The 25,124-nt window shown below is 40.2% G+C and carries 14 protein-coding genes; 3 read left to right on the plus strand and 11 right to left on the minus strand.

Translation table 11 applies throughout. The features are described from left to right. Positions 1-11: 11 nt before the first annotated feature. Positions 12-5,453, minus strand: a complete 5,442-nt coding sequence (locus RMY31_RS35630) for an AAA family ATPase (protein ID WP_322660335.1) — start codon at positions 5,451-5,453, stop codon at positions 12-14. 162 nt (positions 5,454-5,615) lie between these two features. Here RMY31_RS35630 and RMY31_RS35635 point away from each other — a divergent pair, with 162 nt between their 5' ends. Beyond that, positions 5,616-5,873 (plus strand): hypothetical protein, encoded by a 258-nt coding sequence (locus tag RMY31_RS35635; RefSeq protein ID WP_322660337.1) that lies wholly within the window; start codon positions 5,616-5,618, stop codon positions 5,871-5,873. On the opposite strand, the gene RMY31_RS35640 is transcribed toward RMY31_RS35635, so the two are convergent. Continuing rightward, positions 5,841-6,362, minus strand: a complete 522-nt coding sequence (locus RMY31_RS35640) for a DUF937 domain-containing protein (protein WP_322660339.1) — start codon at positions 6,360-6,362, stop codon at positions 5,841-5,843. The genes RMY31_RS35635 and RMY31_RS35640 overlap by 33 nt on opposite strands. A 226-nt stretch (positions 6,363-6,588) precedes the next feature. Continuing rightward, positions 6,589-8,976, minus strand: coding sequence for a DUF4912 domain-containing protein (locus RMY31_RS35645; RefSeq protein ID WP_322660341.1), 2,388 nt, complete (start codon positions 8,974-8,976; stop codon positions 6,589-6,591). Between the two features lie 672 nt (positions 8,977-9,648). On the opposite strand from RMY31_RS35645, the gene RMY31_RS35650 reads away from it, so the two are divergent. Then, positions 9,649-11,040 carry a hypothetical protein gene (locus tag RMY31_RS35650; RefSeq protein ID WP_322660343.1) on the plus strand — a complete coding sequence of 464 codons (1,392 nt, stop codon included), beginning with the start codon at positions 9,649-9,651 and terminating at the stop codon, positions 11,038-11,040. A 53-nt stretch (positions 11,041-11,093) separates the two neighbouring features. Here RMY31_RS35650 and RMY31_RS35655 read toward each other — a convergent pair whose 3' ends face one another. Further along, a complete protein-coding gene (locus tag RMY31_RS35655) occupies positions 11,094-12,152 on the minus strand; it encodes a DMT family transporter (RefSeq protein ID WP_322660345.1) in 1,059 nt (352 codons plus the stop codon). Positions 12,153-12,411: 259 nt separating this feature from the next. Here RMY31_RS35655 and RMY31_RS35660 point away from each other — a divergent pair, with 259 nt between their 5' ends. Beyond that, a complete protein-coding gene (locus tag RMY31_RS35660) occupies positions 12,412-12,771 on the plus strand; it encodes a hypothetical protein (protein WP_322660425.1) in 360 nt (119 codons plus the stop codon). 151 nt (positions 12,772-12,922) lie between these two features. Here the strand turns inward: RMY31_RS35660 and RMY31_RS35665 are convergent, their stop codons facing one another. The 7 genes from RMY31_RS35665 to RMY31_RS35695 all read right to left on the minus strand — a co-directional run bounded on the left by RMY31_RS35665 (position 12,923) and on the right by RMY31_RS35695 (position 24,735). Further along, on the minus strand, positions 12,923-15,148 hold the full coding sequence (locus tag RMY31_RS35665) for a GumC family protein (protein WP_409879619.1): 2,226 nt from the start codon (positions 15,146-15,148) through the stop codon (positions 12,923-12,925). 167 nt (positions 15,149-15,315) lie between these two features. Further along, entirely contained in the window at positions 15,316-16,497 is a 1,182-nt protein-coding gene (locus tag RMY31_RS35670; RefSeq protein WP_322660349.1) for an endo-1,4-beta-xylanase, read from the minus strand. Then, on the minus strand, positions 16,481-17,563 hold the full coding sequence (locus RMY31_RS35675; RefSeq protein WP_409879621.1) for a glycosyltransferase family 4 protein: 1,083 nt from the start codon (positions 17,561-17,563) through the stop codon (positions 16,481-16,483). The genes RMY31_RS35670 and RMY31_RS35675 overlap by 17 nt, the downstream gene beginning before the upstream one ends. Positions 17,564-17,941: 378 nt before the next feature. Beyond that, positions 17,942-19,222: an O-antigen ligase family protein gene (locus RMY31_RS35680; RefSeq protein WP_322660353.1), complete on the minus strand. Its 1,281-nt coding sequence runs from the start codon at positions 19,220-19,222 to the stop codon at positions 17,942-17,944. After that, positions 19,219-20,337 (minus strand): glycosyltransferase family 4 protein, encoded by a 1,119-nt coding sequence (locus RMY31_RS35685; protein WP_322660355.1) that lies wholly within the window; start codon positions 20,335-20,337, stop codon positions 19,219-19,221. Before RMY31_RS35685 ends, RMY31_RS35680 begins: the two co-directional genes overlap by 4 nt. A 58-nt stretch (positions 20,338-20,395) precedes the next feature. Then, positions 20,396-21,862 carry a flippase gene (locus tag RMY31_RS35690; RefSeq protein WP_322660357.1) on the minus strand — a complete coding sequence of 489 codons (1,467 nt, stop codon included), beginning with the start codon at positions 21,860-21,862 and terminating at the stop codon, positions 20,396-20,398. A 182-nt stretch (positions 21,863-22,044) separates the two neighbouring features. Further along, positions 22,045-24,735 carry an amino acid adenylation domain-containing protein gene (locus RMY31_RS35695; RefSeq protein ID WP_322660359.1) on the minus strand — a complete coding sequence of 897 codons (2,691 nt, stop codon included), beginning with the start codon at positions 24,733-24,735 and terminating at the stop codon, positions 22,045-22,047. Positions 24,736-25,124 lie beyond the last annotated feature (389 nt).

Genomic DNA, 25,124 nt, shown 5'->3' on the forward strand with positions numbered 1-25,124 from the left:
TTGCTGAGTTGCTAGCGAACTGGAAGGCAGATAATGAACTCTGCTCCCTCGCCAAGTTTTGAGGCACAAGAGATTGAACCACCATGTTTTTCGGTGATAATTTGGTAACTAATTGACAAGCCCATACCCGTTCCTTTGCCCACGGGTTTTGTGGTGAAGAAGGGATCGAATAAGCGTTGCCGAACAGACTCAAGCATACCCAGACCATTGTCTGTAATGCGGATTTCCACTTGATGAGCATTCACTTGTTCAGTGTGAATAGTAATGCTTGGGCTGGTCATTTTTCCTGGATTACTCACTAATGACTCCTCCAAAGCATCGATCGCATTACTCAACACATTCATAAACACCTGATTCAGTTCCCCTGCATAACATTCCACTAGGGGTAGGTTGCCATAATGTCTAATCGCCTCAATGCCAGGATGGTCTGATTTCGCTTTCAGGCGATGTTGCAGAATCATTAGGGTACTTTCAATACCGTCATGAATATTAACCGCTTTTCTCTCAGCTTCGTCCATGCGCGAAAAGGTTCTCAGGGAAGCAACAATTTTGCGAATCCGGTCTGCCCCAACCTGCATAGAAGACAGTAGCTTAGGCAGGTCTTCCAGCAGGAATTCCAGGTCAATAGCCTCCGCTTCTTCTTGAATTTCAGGATGAGGAGATGGATAATGTTTCTGATAAAGTTCCAGCAATCCCAACACATCTTGGGTGTAGTCGTTGGCATGGGTCAGGTTGCCAGAGATAAAATTGACCGGATTGTTGATTTCGTGGGCAACGCCAGCTACCAGTTGCCCTAAGCTGGACATTTTTTCAGTCTGCACAAGTTGAGACTGTGTTTGTTGTAGTTTGTGCAGGGATTGTTGAAGTTCTTCAGCTTTTTCTCGCTCTCGCGTTTGAGATGCTTGCAAAGCTGCGTTTTTAGCTTCTAGTTGTTGCAAGTAGGTTTGTAGGTTGGTGTAGAGACGGGCATTATCGATCGCAATCGAAATTTGCGCGATCAACAGACTCAGCACATTTACCCGTTCTGGGGTAAAAGCACCAGGAATGAGATGATTTTCCAGGTAAAGAAGACCAGTAAACTTGCCAGAGTGAATCAGCGGCAGACACAAAATCGATTTAGATTGGTGAGTAGTGACATAAGCATCTGCTGCAAAGCGCGAGTCTTTCACCGCATCATCTAAAACAAGATTTTCTCTGGTTCTTTCGACATAGTTGAATAAGGCAACTGGCAGTAAAAGTGAATTTGTCTCTTCCTGCGAGTTAACAACAACGTTAAGGTCTTTTCCTTCAACCATTCCCGCTGCTTCTAACATCCATTGATGCTCGTGCTTGGCAATAAAGTAACCTTGGACAGCGCCAGCATTTTCGATGGCAATTTTCATCATTTTTTCGAGCAGGCGAGTTAGCATTATTTCTTCTGACAGCACCTGTGAGGCTTTCATCACTGTCATCAAGTCGAGAAGGTGCGAGCCTCCAGTGGTTGTGGAGCTTGTTTGAGTCAGTTCTTTGTAATTTGTTTCAAGCTTTTGTGTGTTTGACGATCGCGTAATTAATTGCGGGTATTTCGATTCTAAATCTTTGACTTTAGCAACAGCCCCCCAACGCATATAGGCATAGTAAGCATCTGTCATGTAGGTTTTCGCAATGCTTCGTTTACCCCATGACAGATAGAATTTGGCTGCAAGTTCGTAAGCTAATGCTTCTTCGTTGATGTATTCGTTTTCTTTAGCAAGTGCGATCGCCTTATCATACATCTCAATTGCTTCTAATTTTTCGTCTAAAATCCGATGTCGTTCTGCCTCTACTAAATAGAATTTATGCAGATAATTCATTGGGGCATGATGCGCCCATTTTTGCATTTTTTCTTGATTAGCTCCTACTCTGTCAAGAATACCCTGTTGCTCTGATTGTGTAATATCGGCATATATCGCCAACCGCACTAGAGAATCGTAGAAATGGAAAAGCACAGAATCTATATGTCCTGTAGCTGTAGCCAGATAATTTTCTAATTGAGCGATATTTTCCAACGCTTGGGAGTAATCATCAAACCGATAACAAAGCTGAAGTTTGTGCGAGTATAAGAATTCAAGTGCTAATAGGTCGTTGCTTGAGTGGTGAAGTTGCAGCATTTTTTGTTCGTCATAAGCTTCACCCTTCAGCACACAGGGATTTTCAGCCTTGCCCAACAGGTTTAAGACGGCTTGCCAATGGATTTCGTGATAATTAAGAGCTGTTTTTTGCTTGATTTTATTAATAGCATCCCAATAGGTTGCCATTTCTCTTTCGACATAGGTTAGTTGCTTACCAGCCACATAGGACTGATAACAGTATTGAAATAGGCTACAGCTAGCATATTCTAAATCTCCGACTTCTAGTCCGCTAAAGTAAACCGAACGATAGGATTCTAAAATATTGTTGACATGTTCTTTCCAATGTAGGATTAGAAGATTTGCTATCTGGTTGGTTCTGATTTCTTTAGCATTCAATTTTAATCTAAGGCTCAAAGCTAATTGACCAAACTGATAGCCTTGCTCAATATCACCGACTACCCCGCATAGAAGAAAACCATAAAAGGCATAACCTATGGGAGATCCAGAAGCATTGCCATATTGGACAGATAAATTGACCTGTTTACACACCACTAAGGGAACTAGTTCTGTAGCCACAAAGTAGGTAATAGCAAATAGGCTTGACAGCAGCCTCAAAGCTGCCAGTTTATCCGGATCGGTCATTAAAGGTAAGTCGAGTAAGTCCGAAACTTTCTTTCCACTCAAAATTGATGCAGTTTCCTCTAATCCCCGTCCAATATCTGACGGGTTTGGCTGGTTGGGAAATTCTACCCCCAACAGCTTTAATACTTGCAGTCCCGTATTCAGCGCTTCCTTTAGTTTGTTCTGAGATGCATAAGCTTGAATCTGGACTTCATATACCTTCATTTTGTCCAGTAGCGTTTTAGCGCGATTTTGCACTACCTCAACAAACTTTTGCATTTCGTCAAAATTACCGCTTAAAAATGCTACCTCTGCCGCTTCTTCATGAAGCGCTAATGTCAGTTGATAGTGACTTTCCCAGCTATCAGATACTAACAATCCTAAACCTACTTGCAAATATTTGATAGCAGAATCGTGTGCTGTTGCTGCTTTTGCTCTTTGACCTGCTATCAAATTAAGTTCTGCTAGTTCATATTTTTCTATTTTATTTGTTAGTAAATCGGTACCATAATTGAGTTGGTTAACTAGAGCAAAGACATTTTCTCTGCGTGCTTCTTGCGTAGTATTTTGTAACAGTAATTGGCCAATTTTTAAGTGAGTTTCTTTTTTATCGTCGTCGGTAATTAAAGAATAAGCTGCTTGCTGTACTCTGTCATGTAAAAACTTGTAGTCAACCTTGATATCAGTTAAGGTAATACCACTTGATTCTTCTTGGCTAAATACCAAGGGAATTTTGTAATCTTGATTTAACGGCAGAATCAAACCAGCTTGCAGCGCCGACCACAATTGCGCCGCAGTTGTTAGAGGTGATGCTTCGTTAACAATCGCCAATACATCTAAGTTAAAAGTATTACCAATACAAGCCGCTAGTTTGAGAACTTCCTGCGTCTCTATTGATAGTTTGCGAATGTTTCTCGCAGTCAGTTCAACAACATTTAGGTCAGTAATACCAATTGCTTGAATATCTTGAATATCCCACTGCCAGACTCCTGAATGGAACTCGTAGGTTAACAAGTCTTCCTGATGCAAGGTTAAGAGCAGTTGCGTTAAGAAGAAGGGGTTCCCGCCAGTTTTGTGGAATAGTAATTCTGCAAGTTCCTCACTGCATTCTGCGTCATTCAAAGTATCGCCAATTAACACTTCTACATCCGTTAACTGCAAGGGTGACAGAACGATGTTATTTACCACTGTATCTGCTGTTTGAATTTTGTCCAAACTCATCATGAGTGGATGGGTGGGCGACACTTCGTTATCGCGGTATGCTCCGATTAATAATAGATATTGGCGATCGCTATCCGTCATCAATAGCTCAATTAAGTTCAGCGATGCCGAATCTGCCCACTGTAAGTCATCCAAGAAAACTACGAGAGGATGCTCTTGGGTTGTGAATACTCCAATGAATTGCCCAAAAACACGATTGAAACGATTTTGAGATTCTGTCGCACCCAGTTGTGTCACAGGTGGCTGAGTACCAATAATTAGTTCGACTTCTGGAATCACATCAATAATAACTTGCCCATTCTCCCCCAACGCAGTTAATAGTTTCTCTTTCCATGCTTGGATTTGGGCTTCGTTTTCAGTGAGTAATTGCTGAATTAATGATTGGAACGCCTGAATCAACGATGCATAGGGAATATTACGCTTGAACTGATCGAACTTACCTGCAATAAAATAACCCCTTGCACCCACAATCGGTTTATGAACTTCATTGACAACACTTGTCTTACCAATCCCCGAATAACCGGAAACGAGCATGAGTTCGCTGCTACCACCTGCCACACGCTCAAATGCAGCCATCAAAGTTGTAACTTCTACTTCGCGTCCGTAGAGCTTTTGCGGAATCAAAAAATGCCCAGATTTATCTCTTCTTCCTGGTACAAAATGTTCAATTTTGCCAGTCGTTTGCAGTTGAAACAAACATTCCTCTAAATCCGCTTTCAATCCCCAGGCGCTTTGATACCGTTGTTCTGCTGTTTTCGCTAATAGCTTTAAAATAATCGCACTAATCGCCTCTGGCACATCTTCCATCAAGCGACACACAGTTTCTTTGCAAGGTGCGGCGGGTATTTTAGCAATGTGACAGTGTACCAACTCCATCGGATCGGTAGCGTGAAACGGCAAAGTCCCCGTCAGCATTTCATACAAAGTGACACCCAACGAGTAGAAGTCACTGCGGTAATCGATTGCCCGGTTCATTCTGCCCGTTTGCTCAGGTGACATATAGGCAAGCGTACCTTCGAGTAAATTAGGATTGCTCAAGGTTGGATTTTCTTTATCAAGCCGTGAGGAGATACTGAAGTCAATCAGTTTAACTTCCCCAGAGCCGAGGTCAATTAAAATATTGTGCGGCTTAATATCTTTATGAATGATCTGTTGGGCGTGCAGCTCTCCTAATGTGTGTGCCAGATTAATCGCCACTTTGAGAAAAGTAATCAAGGTGGTTGTTTGAGTTGCAATTACTTCTTTAAGCAAGGAACCTGGAATGTCTTCCAAAATCAAAGCCAGACCGTGCTGATAATTTTTTAATTCATAAGGTTTAACAATGCCAGGAATTTGCAGAGGCTCAATGATTTGATATTCGTGGCGCAGTCGAGCAATGTCTTCCAGGGGTGGATGTTCGTCGAGGAGAGTTTTGACAATGACGGAGGCGTTATCGGTTTCTCGCCGTCCACGATAAATGATAGTTTTAGCTCCAGAGTGAAGGGTTTCGAGGAGTTTATAACCAGATAGAGTCGCTGTCATTATTTTCCCTTGCAATATAAGCATTCTTAATATGCCCATGCAAGTTTATATTTGTATCATTTAAAACAAAACTATGCATATTTTTACGAGACGTTACGAATAAGGGTAAAACTGACGAGGCTTTCATGAAGTGCAAACTAATCATGAAAAATCAACAAAGCTATGAGCGATCGCTTAGTCAGATTTTCGGAACTCACAATTTTGCTTTCTGTGCCGAATGACACTCTGACCACAATAAGTGCGATCGCCCAAATCATCGATGCTGATGCAGGTTACTGGAGCGATACAGCCGCCATATCGAAACAAGCCGAACTTGCGTTATGCTTTTCCCCTACACCCATCCAAGCGCAAGGGTTTCCTTTACAAGCCTGCCATTCACTACAGAGCCTATGGATTGAGAAAACGATTAGCAAATTTTAGAACTTCACCTAGATCTGTGTTGCCATCGCGATCGCTGTCCAGAAAAGTACTCAAGATAGAATTACCTCCTGGAGTGCCTGGTTTTGTAGCACCCATATTTAGCAAAACTAACACTGCCGAACTTAATGTTGGCAAAGCAGCCTGAATCACATTCGGACTGATGCCGCTTCTTTGAGAAACTGTTTGAACGATTTGCTGCTGCAACTGAGGTGATAGCAGAGATTGCAACCCAGATGCACCCATTGTGCCAGAACCAGCAAATCGATCAATAAGATTCTGTAGCTGACTACCACCTGGGGTTGACTGCTGCCTAAGGACAGGACTAAGCACACTGCCTAAAGCTGACATCACATTTTGCATTTGCGATGGCTGGATGCCTCGGCTGGTTGCCACTTGCTGAATCGAGTTTGTGATTGACTCTAGCTGAGTAAGACTTCCCTGCTGATTGGGATTGTTAATTGCACTCAGAACATCAAAGAAAATTCCCATTATTCATGTCCTCACTTAAGATTTATAGGGTAGTCAAAATAATTCGTAATTAAGTTTGTAATTACGAATTACCCTTCGGGTTCGGCAGTCCCCCATCGACGGGAACCGCCCTTCGGGTTCGTCACTTTGCCAGACGCTCGAGGACTCGCTAACGCTGCGCTAACGACGCAAAGCGCCAAGACGGCAAGTGACTCACCAAGACGGGGGCTGCCTCACGAACTACGAATTACGAATTATTCGATGGTACGCGAACGCTCAAGGAACGAATAATACTCAGCCAGCGATTGTCATCTGTGTAGTAACCTACTTCTGTGATGTAGTCGCGATCGCCCGCTGGAATTGCAATATGCTTATCTTGGTCATGCTCATCGCACAGATACTCTTGGATGCTGTGCGGCGGCTGATTGTCAATGTCGAGATTCGTCACATCGTGAACTCGCAGCACAAACCTACGTCCGCCTTGCCGTTGCACAGCTGCTTTGTAAGCATCTGGTATTTCCCAATAAACATAAGCATCCCTAGAGTTGCGAGGTACTAGAATAATTCGGCAGTCGTGCTTTATGGCTGGCTGACTCGCAGTTGTGCGATCGCCAACGGGTTCAGGCTGCCCTCTATCCCATAATGAACGGGCGGCCGTTCCCATTCCAGCTACTGCGGCTGCACCTCCTGCAATTGTGCTGCTGATTTGATTTGCTACATTGTTTGTTGTTGTAGATATATTGTCAACTCGCTGTGAGATGTGAGTTTCCGCACCAAATGCAGGTATGGTTGTACCGTCCGATGGTGTGGATGGAACTTCTACAGGAGCTGAACGAGCAAGTTTTAGCCAACGACCATCATCGGTGACGTAGCCTAATTCGGCGACATAGTTGCGATCGCTTTGATCGATGGGAATGTGCAAATCGGTAATTGACTCATCAATGTCAAACTGCCGATAACTGTCAGCAAGTCGTCGTTCTACGTCAATACCTGTAGTGTCGTAAACACGAAGCGCTAGCTTACGTCCACCCTGCCGTCGCAGCTGTGCTTTCCGTGCTTCTGGAACTTCCCAGTAAGCATAGACATCCCTAGAGTTACGAGGTACCAATATCACACGACTTTCATCTATTGTTACAGGGCGATCGCTCGCTAAAGGATGAGCTGCAATACCAGCTGCTGTTACTCCAGCAGCTGCGGCAGTTGGAATACTACCAACAGGTTCACAGGCAGGAACGCGCACGGGAGCCGAACGAGCAATTGGCTGCCAGCGATCGCCATTGCTAATGTAACCAAGCTCGACTATGTAATCACGATTGTCTACTGGGATCGGAATGTGCATGTCTTGCGCCCGTTCATCAACATCAAACTCTCTAATGCTGGGCGGCATTTGACCATCCATATCAATATCGGTGACATCGTAAAGACGCAATTTCCAATTACGTCCTAGCCGTTGCAAGTCTGCTCTCACCTCATTTGGAATTTCCCAGTAAGCATAAGCATTTCTGCAATCTCGGGGTGTAAGAACGATCCGACTTTCTGGGGTGCGGACAGGAGCAGAGGCAGGTGCGGCAACGGGAGTAGAACCTGAGGTTTCAGCGCGTCGCAGCAACCACCACAGCAATCCACCCAATACTAGTAACGGCAGTAATAACCACCAAGGGAATCCGCCCCTAGATTCAGTTGTTGTTCTAGTAGGAGTGGTTGCAGGTGAAGTTGTAGCTCTGGGTGAGGATGGGGTAGCAGGAGTGGCAATTGCATTTGCAACCCTCGCTTCTTCAATGATGGCTTGATTCTTGGGATCGGTGACGTAGCCTAAAAATGCCTTTGCCGCAGGACTGGGATTAGCTTTCTGGTAAGCATATCCCAAAGGTTGGGAGAATGGATAACGGGGATCGGTGGGAGGAACGTTGTGTAGGAGGATAATTTGCACATTGGGGTTGTTGATTGCTCGATCCGCGATCGCATATCCAATACCATCTGCTCCTAGTCTTGCGATCGTCGCTTCAGTATTGTCTTCTGATTTGACAACATTTGCACCCGTTTTAAATGGACTTTTCTGAAAAACAGGATAATTTTGAAATGATTGCCGCAAGTCACTATTTTCTGGACGGTCAATCAAGCGAATTGCTTGGGGAGAACCTCCAACTTGTGACCAATTGGTAATTTCACCCCGAAAGATTTTGGCAAACTGTTCAGAAGTCAGGCTTTTTTTATACGGATTGTCCTTGCCGACAATTACGGCAATCTTATTACGGGTAATGGGAGTACTGACAAGCCCTTGCGCTTTTTCAGCCTCCGTTAGCGATCGACCAATCGCAGCCAAATCAATTTTTCCATCCAACAATGTTTTTAAAGATGCATCCGTTCCGTCGTATGCCATCTTGACATCTGTCCCAGGAAACTTTGCTTTGAACTGCTCAGCTAGTGCCTGATTAATCTTTTCCATGCTAGTTGTGCCATCAATCCGCACATCTGTACCACTGGGGACAGATTGCGGTACAGGAAAAGAAGTACTGTTACCCGATGACTGGGCGATCGCAGGACGAACAATAAAAGAGACTGCTACAGGGGTAGAAGCAGCAGTCAAGGTAAATAAAATTGCTACTGATGCCAGTGATTGTTGTTGACGAAACATTTTACAAATATGCTTCCTCATAGTAAAAGACCCCCACATACAACAGATGGAGGGAGGCAGATAAAGTACCAGTAATAACCGAATAATTAACTTACGAGCCAAGGTAAAACCACCTTAATTTTCGCTATTCACTTGCTGATTAATTCCTCCTTTAGGTAGAAATTATTGGAGACAGAAAGTGAGTCAGCCCCGTCTTGGTGGTGATGCAGTTCGGTGAGTCCAGTACTGCAAAGAGAAGTGGTGAGTAGGGAGTGGGCAAAAGACTAATTTCATACTTGGTGCTGTACGAAGTTCATAGCCACCGCCTTGTGACATTGCTTGAGAAGAGTGTTCGGCAATTCTGCTTCAAAGTATGGACAAATTCCTATTTTATGGTACAATTGTACTATAAAATAGATATTCGGTAAGTATGTGATGCCAACTTTGCAAGGCAACGCCTAAAGTTTGGAGTAGTTGAACGTTCATATTACCAACTTGATAACTGCAAATAATACCGCATAAGATTTATCTTGCATATTTCAATTTTCTCAATTAATTTACATCAAAATTAAGGCCTAGTTATTGTGAGTTTACTCTTCAATTCATATTTGTAGGAATTCTTCATTGAAGATAGTTCTACTTTAGCAAACTTGGCTTTCAACTAGTCCTGACCATTATATAGAAGGTGACAAAATGGCAAGTAATCAAATTTCTCTGCTAGAACTTATCAAAATTTTTGCAGAATATCGCAACTACATAATCGTTAACGTCAAGCATTTACAAGAAAATTATCAAAGAACAAGTATTAAACGAATTCAAGGTGTAAGAGATGAAAATGGGGAAATAATCCAGCCTTGGTTGCGGACAGAATATATGGATAAAGCTGAATATGTTGGCATGGGAGAGTTTAAGTTCAATCGCAACAACGCCACCATCAATATGCTTGTCAGACGTAAAGTCAAACTTGTAAAGCTTGAAGATAAAACCCCAATTCTTGAGATTGCAGGTCTATTGGTAAATGACCTAAATACCTTTAATAACTACACGATTGTGAGTGATGGTAAAATAAATGTAAATTCCTTACAAGTCAAGATTAGTAGTAAAAAGCTTTTTGAATTGCTCAAAACAAAAGGTGTATTGGATGCAGATAAATTTGACTTTCGTTCTGAATACACTATTCGGTTAGATAATTTACCGCTAATACCTATCAATCAATGTTACAGCACCATCGATGGCTTATTCTATCAGTTAGCAGAAATAAAAGCCCTATCTAGTATTATTTCTGCTCATTTAAAAGGGCAATCAGATGTGTTTGTGCGATCGCAGATAGATGAGTTACAAACTCACTATCTCTCCAAAAATATTTACACAAACTTCCCCACAACCAACGAATACATCAATATTCAAGAGGCTTTAGCTAACGGTACTATTGACTCACGAGTAAGCTATAAAATTGATATTGGCAGTCAAGCAATCCTCAATCTCAGTAAGTTACCTTCTGCCAACAAATTCCTCGATAGGATGTATCGAGTTTACGATCGAGAAACTGGAAAAATTTTCACTAAACCTCGTTTTGAGATGGCATTCAATGAAAATATTGCTTTTAGGCACAAGCTACTGTCATCTCGCATCAATATAACGAAAGTAGATGAGTTGATGAAACCAATTTTTGACGACTTTCTTGGACTTGATGAGAATGGTATTGTTGCTAGTATACTGACAAAAGTTGGTGCTGATAGTTTAATCCAAGTGTTGCAAGATAAACACTCTGGTAAGTATATTGACAAAGAGGAAATGGTTGCAGCATTGATAGCGACCAGTACCAAGCTAGAAGAATATGTAGAAACAATCTATCGAGAAAGAATTTCTCCCTTGGTATTTTATATTGGTGCAACTGGAAAATTACCAGATGAGATTGCAGTACCAGGCATTACAGCTAAGGAACTTGCTGCTCGATATCCCAATTTACAGTTTTCTAAAGATGAGCAAGAAGGCACATTTTTTGAAGTTGGCGATAGCATTATTAGCGTGTACGCTCAGACTGAGTATTACAGCAAACCTCTTGCTATTGGTGTAGAAGAGTAACATACTCCTACACAAATGCTAAGGATGACTGTCTAGTTGAAAAAGTGGGAATTTCATATCCCCTTAAATCCCATATTAGTTTCTACCTGTTGTTCTGCTGGAATGGAATTAACCTTGCCAAACGCAACTCTGCTATTCGTCTGACGCAAAATGCCAACTTGACTCAAGAAGATGCCAACTAAAATAACGCTGCCACCGACGTATTGAGCTAGAGTAGGAGCTTCGCCTAAAATTAAATAAGCTGCCATAATGCCTGCGATTGGTGTAAATGAGGCAACTAAGGAAGCCACAGATACAGTGGCAGTTTTCAAGCCTTTAATCCAAAATGACTGGCCTACCACCACAATCAATCCACCATAAAGGAACATCCACTGCCACAGGAATGGTGAGAGTACATCAGCAAAATGGTCGCTGCCATAAAGTATCAAAGCAATGCAGAAAAAGATTACTGTTCCTAGTGCAGTACGAAAGATACTGTAAATTCCTAAAGGGATCTGGGAGAGGTGTTTTTTGCCAATAATTGTGGAAACAGCTACAGCCACAGATCCTGCTGCTACCAGAAGTTCCCCTAAGCCCAAGTGCAAGCCTCCCATATTCATCATGGCTGACTCTGGAGGCTGAAGGAGAATAGTTAAGGTAACGCCAACAAAAGCAGCAACTGCCCCCATAAATTCCCAAACGCCTACCCTTTCTTTCAACAACCAGACTGATAAAGCCAGAGTTAGAGGCGGTTCCAAGCGTCCTACCAAAATGACATTATTCACCCCTGTAAGTGCCAGTGCCTGGAAAATTAAGCCAGGGGCCAGCGCTCCTGATAAGATTGCTACTGCTGTTAGATTGACCCAATCCTTCCTTGATAGTTGTTTCAAAGTAGCTTTATTCCACTGTCGCCAATAGATTAAAATCAGAACTATTAAGGCGCATATGTTTCCTACGAACAAAACATTACACAAAGAAATTGGGTTGCGATCGCCTATGAAGTGTTGGGCACCAATTTCTGTAAGCTTGCGAGTGATTGCGCTAGAAGCGCCAAAAATTAGCATTGCTAGCCAGAGATATGTTTGTCCGGAAATTTTAGGGATTAGGCGATGTGGTCTTCTGGGTTTAGTCACAATAGCACCACTACAATGAAGGCATTGCTCATTATACTAAGTTGCCTTTATTGAGTTTAGTTATAATGAGGTATTGCTGAGAAAATACTTAAATTATCATGTGAGTTTGAGCTACCATTATTCCCTGAAAAAATGCTGAGAATTAACTGAATTTAATTAAGGGATAAATTCATGAAAATTATGACTGAGTTTCAATAAACTCTCACTCCCAACTGAGATAGTTTGGGTGTCTAGGATAACTCAAGCATCAGGAGTCAAAATGAAACTCGCACCCTTAATCGCAACTGTTACTTTGACCGGTTTTTTAACGGTTTGGGACGCACCATTGAAAGTAATTAATCCTTCATTGGTTCAGGCATCAGCTCAAGAATTATCTGTACAACAGAAAATAGAATTACTGACTAAAAGTAAGGGTCAGATTGGTAGTGGCGATCAGTTGCGCCGTTTCTTTTTCGGGGATTTAGAGCCAATCGGTATCCAAGCAGGTGGAGCAGGTCATGTGGTTAATCTTTATAACAAAGCCAACAATGTCACTTTTTCTTACTGTTCAACTTATGATGTGATTGTTGCTATTAAAAAAGGTAAAGTGACTAAGTTTGAACCCAATGAAGTGAAATAACTTCAAGAAAGAATTAAGTAATAGTCTTCCCAGGTTTGATAATTTTGAGCCTGGGAAAAGTAATAGTCAATTTTATAACCAAGAACGTATCGCACGCAACAGATAAATTCTGTAACGTTTGCATATCGGTTTTCTTATTTTTAACAAGGTTTTATATTGATTCCTTGCCAATTTTAGATTTTTCTGTCAAAACTTTAGGCGTAAAATATTCTTGAGCATGAGAGAAATAATTGCTAGATTCATTTTTATCAGCTACACCATTTACTACTAAACCTAAAACTTTATAACTAGATTGCTCTAACATCTGTTGAGCAGCATTGGCACTGCTAGAATCAATAACTTCAGGTCGAGCTACTAATAAAATCCCATCCGTCATTTGGCTGACAGTCAGAGCATCGGCTGCAAGAAGGAGTGGGGGAGCATCAATAATTACAAAGTCATAGCGAGATGAAAAATCCTCAATTAGTAATGTCATGCGTTTTGAATCAAGCAGGGCTAATGGATTAGGTGGTCTAACTCCCGCAGTTATCACATCTAGATTCGGCATTACATTACATGCAGCATTATTGAACTTAGCCTGACCAACAAGTACTTCACTCAAACCAACTGCATTATTTATTTGCCACAAATAATGTTGGGTAGGCATTCGCATATCTGCATCAACAAGTAAAACTTTACGCCCTAGTTGAGCGATCGCAGCTGCCAAATTAGCTGAGACTGTAGACTTACCTTCTTTAGGAACCGCACTAGTTACTACAATAGTTTTTAGTATTTTGTCTGAACTCAAAAATTTCAGATTAGCTTGAATCATCCGGTACATTTCACTAATTAGAGACTGAGGCATGTCTCTCACATGAACTACTGAAGATATTGACTCTTTATCAAGATGAGTGGAGCTAATTTTATGAGTAAACAAAGGAATAATTCCCAGTAATGTATATCCAAATACCTCTTTTATGTCCTTGAGTGTTTTGAGAGAACTATCTCTCATTTCTAGAAACAGAACAGTGCTTGTAGACAAAAATAAACCTAACATTACACCAAGCCCTAAAATGATAGGTTTTTGCCCCAACAATGGCTTTTCCGGAACCAAAGCCTTAGCAACGATCCGGGCATTGGCTGTATTCTTATTTTCTGCAACTTGTAATTCTTGAACCTTTTTCAATAAAGTTTGATAAGTAGATTGCGCGACTTCAAGCTTACGTTCTAACTCTCTTTGATTTTGTACTAACTTCGGTATAACTTTTACCCGTTGTTGGTAAGCAGTTCGGGAATTATACAAAGAGGAGAGTTTTTGGCTCAAGCTTAGCCGCTGCACATCTGATTGCAAAAAGTCTTTAATCAGGTTTTGTCGAAGTTCTCCAATTTGCAATAATCCTTGTGGGACTTTTGTTTGAGTGCCAATGGTTTGTTCAATTTGCTTTTGGAGGAGGGTTTGTAAATTAGCTTTCTTTGCTTCTAGATCGACAATTATGGGATTATCATCTAAAAAACGACTGCGTTGAATTGCTAACTGTCGGTCTGTATCTTGAATTTGGGCAAGAACTCCCTGCACCGCAGGCGACTGGCTAAGGCTACTGACAGCACTTGCCATTTGCAAATTTAGACCTACTTTCTGCCGAAGTTCATTAGTCTGGGTATTTGCCTCCTGCAATTCAGCCTTCAGAGTATTAATCTGGCTGTCTAAATTCCCAATAATTTCAACTGCTGACTTTGCTTCTTCTGATAGGTCTACAATATTATATTTCTCTTTAAATCTACGTAGTGCTACTTCTGCAGCACTAACATCTGCTTGAATTTTTGGTAGCTGTATGGCCATTAATTCACGAGTTGCTACCGCTTCAGAACGACTTGTAATGATATCATTATTTAAATAAAGATTCATTACTTTGTTGACTACTGCTGCTGCTTCTTTAGGATTGCGGCTTTTATGAGTAATTTGTAATACGTCTGTGCCACCGATAATTTTTAGACTCAAGGCTTTTTCTAATTCTTCAACTTTTAAAGATTCACCTTTGTTGTTTTTGAGTTCTAGTTCGTTAATTATCCTCTGCAAGAAAGCAGGAGAAGAAATAACTTCTATTTGACTACTGATAGGATTTTGAGTTGATACTAGTGGTCTCAAATCTCCTGTTTCTGCTCCTTCAGAGTTACTAGGCAAGAGATTAGAACCTACTAGGTTAAAGGAGGGGCTTCTAAATAATAGTTTTCCTTCTGCTTCATAGGATGGCTTTAGTAAGGTTGTAGCTAAGGCACTGAGAGTAACTGTAGCTGCAAAGATACTGGCAGCAGGTAGCCACCGTCGTTTCAAGCTCAACCAATATCTGCTAAAATCTAAATCGATTGATTCTCTAGATTCCATAGATTCTTCTAACATCAATATTTAAAAGTACAAGTTTGAAGTTAAAAATAAATATTGAATTAAATATCAAGTCTTTAAATTTCTATATTTTAAAAATCTTTACATTACTATACCATAGCTAGGCTTTAAAAGCCTAAAATTATTTATAAACTTGGGATTAACCCGTGCTGAAATTTTAAATATTATTTGCGGTTGGGAGCGTTATCAAAAGCACGAGCGATCGCATTCCATGCCAACTTGCGCTGCATTTGAGCATCAAGGGGTAGAGGACGAACTGGAGCGCGATCGGATCTCGGTTGAGATTCGCTGACGTAAGTATAGCGATCGCTCAGTCCCCACGTGATTACAGCAATAACTGCTTGTTCGTCGAGGGCGGTTGAAAGATAATCTTCGTAGACCCCAGCGATCGTGCGATCGCGCACTTTTAAGTCTGTAGGCAGCCTTTTATCAGCTACATCCATTTCTGTAATCATAATCTTTAATCCCATACTGGCTACATCCTGAAGAAATTTTCGTAGCTTGCTTGGGTTAAATTTATTCTCACCAGGTGACAAGTGAGCTTGAATACCAAGGGCATGAATCGGTGTACCCTTATCCCGTAAATCCTCTAGTAATTTTAGTACCGCCGTTCTTTTTGCTTCCTGTTCAGGGGTGTCATAATCCAAACCAAAATCGTTGTAAACTAATAGTGCATCAGGGTCAGCCGCAGCAGTGAGATGAAAAGCTAAGTCAATATAATTTTTTCCTAACATCTTTAACCAAGGAGTAATTCTCAAACCGTCATATCTGCCATCTTCCGGTTTAATCGCTTCATTTACTACATCCCAAGAATGAATTTTTCCAGCGTAGCGTTTTACAACTGTTTGAATGTGGTTCTCTAATAGTCGTGCTGCGTTGTGGCTATTCACTGTTTTCCTAAACCATGTGGGTAAGGAGTCATGCCAGACTAAAGTGTGACCGCGCAACAACTGGTTGTGAGTTGCTGCAAAGTTAGCCATCCAGTCTGGTGCGCTAAAATCAAAACGATCTGCACTGGGACGAAGTGTTGTATTGCCGGCAGCCCACTTAAATTCCCATTCAGGCACGAGTACACTACAGTTGTGGACTATGGCAGCAGCATATGAAGCATTTGATAAGAGATCTATCTGCCGAGTCGCTGCCCCATAAATTAGTCCTTTCTTCGCAGCACGTTCTTTTAAGGAAAATCCCTCAGTAATTATAAAATTCCTGTTGGGATTATCAAGCGCTTGTATCTGCTGATTTTGATAAGCAGCTTTACTCATTGCTACAGCACTCATAGTTGCTAAACTACCTAAGCTGAATAAAAAACTGCGTCTGCCAATTAATCTACGCCTTTGATTCATAAAGACTGTATTTTTTTGTGCGTGTCAATACTAAGTTATAGACATCGATCAAAGAATTCAGATAATTTTTAATATCGTATGGCATCACACGTTCTCTTGCAGTTTTTCCCATTATCAACCTTAATTCATCATTAGTAATTAGAGATAGGATTGCTGCTGATAACTGTTGAATATCACCAGGTTTAACCAGCAAACCATTCTCATTAGAAACTATTAGCTCAGGAATTCCTCCAACTGGTGTACTAATTACAGGCAATCCCCAACTCATTGCTTCAAGTATTGCCATCGGCAAACCTTCATTGTAAGAGGGCAATAAAAATACATCCGCTTTAGCTAACAGTTTGTCTCGTTCTTCTGAGTTTACCCAACCTGCAAAAGTAATATGTTCTGTAAGATTTAGATTCTCAACTAATTTGCGCCCTTGTTCTATATCTCCATCTCCGGCGATAATTAGCTTTGCGCGGTTTTTTTGCTCAGCAGGTAGGTTAGCAAACGCCTCAATTAAATCAAATGTTCCCTTGCGTTGACCAACACGCCCGCAAAAGAGTAGAGTCACTCGATCGGCATTCATCCGTTGAGGAATTTCTACAGGTAATTCGGCAGGATTAGGTAAGACAAAAACTTGTTGTGGGTTTAAACCTAGATTTAAAACGTAGTACTCTTTCCAAGTTTTTGATAAAACAATCAAACCATTGCAACGACGAAATATACTGCTCAACAATTGCTTTGCCCATTCAGGAAGTCGAGAGTAAGTAAGATGAAATTCGGCTCCATGAGCGTGTAACAATACTGGCTTGCGAAACAGAAAAGCAATCAAGGCAAGAATGGATTTTCTTAAAATGTTAGCACGCTCTGAAATCTGAAGATATATAATATCTGTTTGCTCAAATATCAATTTCCACAAAAACTTTCCTAAAGCTTGACAAAATATTATCAATCTATGTGCTATTGAACCTTCATCATGGCTGGTAATATGCTGAATTTCGATATTAGTAGGAGCGTGTTTAATTATGAGTTTTTCAAAGGTTGCAATTCCACCATTCTGCTCTAAACTAGAGCCAATCATAAGAATTTTGAGTATCGTCATTTTTACTACGCCCATAAATAAAATTTATATCTTCAATATTTGAATACCTTTTCAAGCCCTGTGTTGAGGAAACTGATTCGGTTAAGACTTCATCTTTAAATCTTCCTATAGTTTCCTCCTCAGAAAGGGATTGCTAATACTATCTGATGACTATTTCTAATGGATACTTAGAGTTTGATATCTACACCATCCTAAGGTGGGGATAAAATTGTCCACCTAGCTATCCACTCGATAGTAGCGTGCAGATAGTTTAGGTGTTAGGTCAGATTTAAATTTATATATTTATTCAAGTCAGTACTTAGTACTTAGTTGACAGACTGTTGGAGATTATGGATTATGGCTAAATAAAATTTCTGTCTAATCTTGTATAAATTCAACCTTATTAAAAAGTTTTTTACTTTTTTGTATTGGTCTTAAAGATTCTATTTGCAATGATAAAGTAATTGCTATATAAAGCACCCAAGTAATTCGATTTGATTCTAGTAAAGTAGATTCAGTCAGGTTACTCAATACTATATAAGTCAAATACAATAATGGCCAAAACGCTTCTGCTGTATTACTAATACGTACTAACGTCATTGCTTTGATATAAGCACGTAAAAATCCCAACATAAATATCAATAATCCGACTAGTCCCAAATCGAGGCAAATAGCTAAAAAACCATTGTGAGGATGTGTTGCTGGCCATCCTGCTGCACGCCAAATATAAGCAGATTCTCCATTTAAGCCTTGCCAAAATCCACCAAAGCCATAGCCTAGCCAAGGTTGTTTCTGGATCATCTCTATTACTAATGGCCACAAATCTGTTCTACCAGTCAATGTTGCATCTTTACCTATGGCACTAAATAAAGCTTCAGCATTACTACTCAAGAAGAAATATAAACCTTCACCTATAGTTGCTATACCAACTAACGACGGTATCATAATTAGATATGACCATCGAAAAGTTTGAAAAAGGTAAAATGCAAATATCATTATTATCAAGGTAACTAGAGCCGAGCTTGAAGCCGAACGCAATAACAAAAACAACGACAAAGCAAAGCTACCCCATATAAATAAACGTTTATTTTTAACATTATGACCAAGAAGCAAAAAAATGATACTACTAATTACCATCCTTGCACCAAGTGCATTTTTATGATGGAATACTCCCCGCCACTTCCCTTGATGAATACCACCCATAACTCCATATTTGGGCAAGACCACAGCAAATATAAAGCTCAGTACTATTTGTATACTAAATGCCAAAGCTAGCAACTGTAATTGCTGTTTTAAAGTGTAGCGTGTGGCTAAATAAATTCCAAATAAGCTCGAACCAAATACAGTAAAGCTATCCTTAATAGTTGTCGCTGGCGCAAAAGACCAAAGAATAGATAAGGTAGGTAGTAAGACTATGAGACTAATTATAAAGCGGTCTTGACTCAAGACATAAACTGTTTTCCGCCACCGCAAAACTAGTAGAAAAAAAGTAACTATATAAAGAAATAAATTAATAATCCGAATTAAAGAACTATCAAAATCCACAAACTCGCTTTCTTGCGCTCCTCCTGAGAGAACAAGATATAAAATAGCTCCTGAATATACTAGTAACCCTGTGATTGTGAAGGCTAGTTCCGCAACGATCGCCAGCTTTCTCATAAATTGACTAAATTATATTTTTGCTTTTTATTGATTACATTATGATAGATTTCTACTGTTTGAGCAGCAATATTCGACCAATTTAAATCTTGCTGACAGCGGGCTAATGCCGCAGTTTGCATCCGCTGTTGTAAATTGCGATCGCTCAATAAATGAATAATAGCATCAGCTAAGGCGCGAACATTACGCGGTGGGACTAGCAATCCATCTTTTTCATGTTTAATCATCTCAGACAAACCGCCGATATCAGAAGCTATGACTGGCGTTCCCATCCCATAGGCGATCGCCGCTACACCACTTTGCGATGCTTCAATATAGGGTAAGACTAATGCTGTACTGCGTTGAAACAAATCGACTATTTCTTTGTCCTGGATATAGCGATTCAAAATTTCGTAACGTTTCTCATTGCAGCCATTAGGGAAATACTGCTGTAAATTTTCTCCACGTCCGGCAATAATTAGCTTCACCTCTGGAATATGTTCTGCAACTAATGGCATTGCTTCCAGCAGGTATTTTAAGCCTTTATAAGGCCAAATCCGCCCTAAAAATAGCAATGTATAAGGTTCGCGCGCGACATCATTACTAACTCCCAATTTTTGATATAAGCTTCCCAGTTCTCCGTGAGGAAGGACACTGACTCGTTGTTCTGATATAGATAATTGTTGAAGCAACGCATTCTTAAGTAAGTCAGCATGAACTATTAACTGCTGAGAACGATGAAATACGATCTGGCGAGTATATTCTGAACCAAACACGTTTTGACGATCCCCTGGATGGCGAAAAACGTCATGTATTGTTGTTACTAAAGGAGGCATTTTATTGAGCAACAGCGTCAAGTCAAACCAGGGATCGTTCGTTTCTTGGATATGCAAAACCTCAGGTGAACTTGCTCGAATAATATGCATCATTTTATGCATAGCATTTAGGTTACGTGGATCGCGGATGCGTGGTTTTTCAAAATTACGTATATGTATGCGTGAATCGAGAACATCTTTACACTGGACGGACACTTTTTCAGGATGAATTAGGGTTAGTTCAACATAATTAGCTAAAGCATTTGCTAATTGAACGGTGTATTCATAAAAACAAAAATGTAACAACGATACTTTCATCATAATTATAATTTTTTGCCTAAAACTTGATTTCAATTTTTAGTCATTTATTTTTTTGAGTTTATCGCTGTTTAATTGAATGCAATTTATGGGATATTTTTTCCCAAACAACGCTAAAACCCCCAACAGCATAAACCCCTAAAATACTAGTGATTAAGGTGTAAGCCAAGGTAGCGCTCAGCATAGTAACTAAAATATTTTGACTAAAATTGTGTAGTCCCACAAAGATAGTTACCATTAAAAAGCTAACTAAAATTGGACGACGTGTAGTATGCCATAAATTTAGATAAAAAAGCCGTTTATATACATTATAAATATATATAGTACAACTTATAATTTGTGTAATAAGCACTGAAAATGCAGCACCATTTAATTGATATTTAGGAACCAATAATATACTGAGCAAAGCACCTAATACAGTTGTTGTCAATACTTCTATTAGGTTAACTCGCTCAAACCCATTTGCCACTAATACATAGCTTAATGGACGGCTAAAGGCTGATGTCAGCAGACCAATTGCAATTATATTAAGTGCTAAAGCTGCTTGGGCAAAGTTACCATCTTTATATAGAAGGATAAGTAAATCTTGCCCAATAAAAAATATACCGATAATGAATGGTAAGACAACAATCAGCAAAATTTCAGCTGCTCTTTCTGCTAATTTTTGTTGCTGTTCGCGACCTAAACTAACAGCCTTTGACATACTAGGAAATAAACCTATTATCAGACTATAAGAAATAATTTGAAAAGGTTGCATCAATTGTCCAACCGCGCCATAAAGCCCTACCACTATCTCACCTCCTAATAAAGATAAGATGAGAACCTGCATTCTATCCTTCAATACAGATATGCCCTCAATTACTATAAATGTACCTACATCCTTTGTGGACTTCCACATAAAGTTCCAATCAAATTGAAATTTATATTTTACAAATCGCGATATTAAACCCCATTCAATTAATAAAATTAGAGTTTCTGAAATAACCATGAGCGCACATACAAAGTTAATGTCATATTTTAGATTCATTCCCCAGATCATTAACAGTAAGCGCAGAATGTAAACTGGCACCGTACTAATGGCTATTAAGTGCATCTTCTCTTGTGCCTGAAAAATAGCCTCGGTAATATTAGAAAGTGAGAAGGGGATAATTGTTAAACCCATCACGTAGCATACAGTCGAGGTATCGGGACTGTAGGGTAAGGCAAACACTAAAACCGCTAAGACTGCATAGCCAATGATGCCGAATAATAACTGCAATAAACTTCCACTAACCAAATAAAGTGGTGTTTCGTGAGGATTGCGTGCTAGCTCTCTGGTAAATAGTGTCTTGAATCCCTGCGAAGCTATAGACATGAACACAAAATAATAGCTGAAGGCAAGCATATACTGCCCCAGTTCGTATGGCCCTAAAATCCGAGCGATAGATGCAACTAAAACAAAAGTCGTAATACTTTGTGTTAGACGATTAACTAATAATGCAAAAGAATTTCCTACTAGTTTGCTTCCTAGTTTGCTTCGCTTTGACATTAGTAATAGACCTTTTTATCTATGATATATCTTCGAGAAAGCCTGAAATTAACTCAGATGAACTTACCTTGAAAAGAATGAAAACCAAGCTTTACAAAATTTACTTTATTAAAAAGGAGTAGGAAATATTAGCTTTGTTAATGCCCATTCTTAAAACCGGAAGAAGGCTAAACTAATATAATTCATAACTGCTCTAAACAAAACTTTAATTTTTCAGCCAACTCTTTAACAGAAGCTTCTCTTAACACACTATAATGATCGCCAGCAATACTATGAATTTTTAAGCCTCCACTCACCAAATCACCCCAGCCCAAGTCAAGCTGCTCGCCAAACTTCACAGGCTGCAACTTGGAACGAAAAAGAGTAACTGTACCAGGATACACTTGAGGTTGATAATTTTTCTTAGCTTGCCAATTGGTTTCTAAAACCCTAAAATCATAGCTGGTGTCAGACAACTCATTAATCAGTACATCCTTGTAATTTCCACCCTTAATACGCCACTGCACCCAGTTTTTGACATACTTCAGCCTCTGTTGAGGTTTCAGTTGCTTAAGGTTACTCAAATGAACCCTTAGAAATTTAGTAATTGATGAGCGAGTTGGTTGCAAAGTTGGAGAACTAACATCAAACAAGCCTAGCAAAGCTACCTTCTGACCTTGAGCATGGAGTTGCTGAGCCATCTCGAATGCGACAACTCCACCAAACGAATAACCTGCCAGAAAGTAAGGGCCATTTTGCTGAATTGTGCGAATCTCTTGAATGTAGTGGTTCGCCATGTCTTCTATACACGTTAAAGGCTGTTGTTTTTCAGTTAGTCCTTGTGCTTGCAGTCCATAGACTGGTTGCTCCCGACCCAAATAATTTGCTAAGTGATAATAATCTAAAACATTACCACCAACTGGATGGATGCAAAATAAAGGTGGTTTCGAGCCGTTTGGTTGAATTGGCACAAGTGAGGAAGTCCAATTTTCTGGTTGTTCTTCTTGGCGTAGAACATCAGCCAGTTGCTCAACCGTCAGCGTCTCCAAGAGGATAGCTAAAGGAAGCTTTCTATTCCAAATTCTTTCAATATCAGCAATTAAGCGCGCAGCTATCAGCGAATTACCTCCTAATTCAAAGAAGTTGTCTGTTACGCCAATAGGTTGAACGCCTAAAACCTTTTCCCAAATTTTTGTAAGTTGAAGTTCTAACTCATTCCGGGGAGCTACATACGTATCTTTTGACTCTTGTCTAACTGCATTAGGTGCTGGTAAAGCGGCGCGGTCTATTTTACCGTTGGGTGTTAAAGGTAGAGCCTCTAGCATCACAAAGGTAACAGGTATCATGTAATCTGGTAGCTTATCTCTAAGATAGTTTCGTAGTTCTTTATTTGTAAGTGTTTGTTCTGGTTTGAGAACGATATACCCTACTAAGCTTGGCTCGCCAGAAATATTTATTGTTCGCGTGACAACTACAACTTCCCGCACTCCTGGGTGTGTCAAGATGGTACTTTCAATCTCACCTAATTCAATGCGGATACCACGAATCTTGACTTGAAAATCAGCACGGCCAACGCACTCAAGGTTGCCGTCTGGTAGATAACGGGCTAAATCACCGGTTTTGTAAAGACGCGTTCCAGGCTTTTTACTAAAGGGGTAAGGAATAAATTTTTCCTGGGTTAGTTTGGGAAGGTTAAGATAACCACTAGCTAAACCAGCACCTGCAATGTGTATTTCGCCAACGTCTCCTACCGAAACTGGTTGGAGATTTTCGTCAAGAAGATAGAGTTCTACATAAGGATAGGGACGACCTATGGGTAAATATACTAATTCTCGATCGAATTGTTCGGGAACAGGGTAAGCACAAACTCCGATGGTTTCTGTTTGACCGTAAATGTTGACAATACGTGCTTTAGCCTTGACTGTGCTGCGGACTTTTTTGAAAAGTTCGTTTGGTAGTAATCCTCCAGAAAATAAGAGCAGTCTGAGTTTAGATTCCAATAGTTGCTCTCTATTTACATCATCAAGTTCTTCTAGAGCCTGGAGTAGATAACGCCAAACTGATTGAACAGTGTCAAATACTGTGACTTGTTGCTGTTTAATCAACTCAAATAGGCTGAGGGGATTTTTGATTTGTTCTTGTGTTGCCATGACAATTTTTGCACCTTGAGTTAAAGGGAGCATCAACTGTCTGAGCGAGGAAGAAAATGAGAAAGAAGCTGTGTGTAGATAGATATCTTCTGAATTAATTTGCAAAATCTGGTTGAGAGATTGCACATAGTTACTAATACTGATATGAGGCATTTCTACCCCTTTTGGTTTGCCAGTAGAACCAGAAGTATAAATTACATAGGCAAGATTTTCTGGTGTGACCTCACTAGCTGGGTTTGCTTTACTTTCTCTGGCAATATTATTCCATTCAGTATCTAGGCAAACCAGCCGCGACTCTAACTGGGGAAGCTCCTTAAGTAGATGCTTTTGAGTTAGCAGTATTGTTACTTGGGTTTCTTCTACTATGAAAGCAATCCGCTCTTTTGGATAAGCAGGATCTAAAGGTACATAAGCTCCACCAGCTTTGAGAATAGCTAAAAGCCCCACCACAATTTCTAAGGAGCGCTCCATATAGATGCCTACAAGACTTTCTGCTCCCACACCCATTGCTTGCAAGTAGTGTGCTAGTTGATTGGCGCGGTGATTCAGTTCTCGATAGGTTAACTGTTTGTCTGCAAAAATCACTGCAACAGCATCTGGCTTCTGCTCTACTTGAGTTTCAAACCACTTATGAAAGCAAAAGCCTTGCTCAGCATCAAGAGTTTGTTCTAACTGTGTTGCCTCAGCAATATACGCTTCTACGTTATGTCCAGGTATAATTACTGCGGCATCTGGATTGTCCATGGCTTTCAACTAATTATCTAAAGCTTATAATTTATATGGATAAGTCTGAGTACAGTATCCTTATTAAATAGCGATGAGTAATACTATCTAATGGCTACTTAGAGTTTTATACATACAGCATCCTAACGTTAAGAATAAATTATCCACATGACTATCCACTTAGCGGTAGTATGTTGAGCGTTTAAAGCCCATACTAAAGTCATAAGTTTTGTGTTGGTTAACTTTTACGTTTCGGCAACCAAAATCAGCTTCATTCATTTAAGTTGCTAATATTTACTGTGCGATCGCACTCGTGCTGACATTTTATTAAGTCCCCACGAGTTAGTTGATACTTTATCATTGGTAACAAATTACAAGCTGGTGTTGTCTGGTATAGTTTCTGTACTCAG

This window comes from Dendronalium sp. ChiSLP03b (assembly GCF_034531165.2).
In the GTDB taxonomy this organism is placed as follows: Bacteria; Cyanobacteriota; Cyanobacteriia; order Cyanobacteriales; family Nostocaceae; genus Dendronalium; species Dendronalium minutum.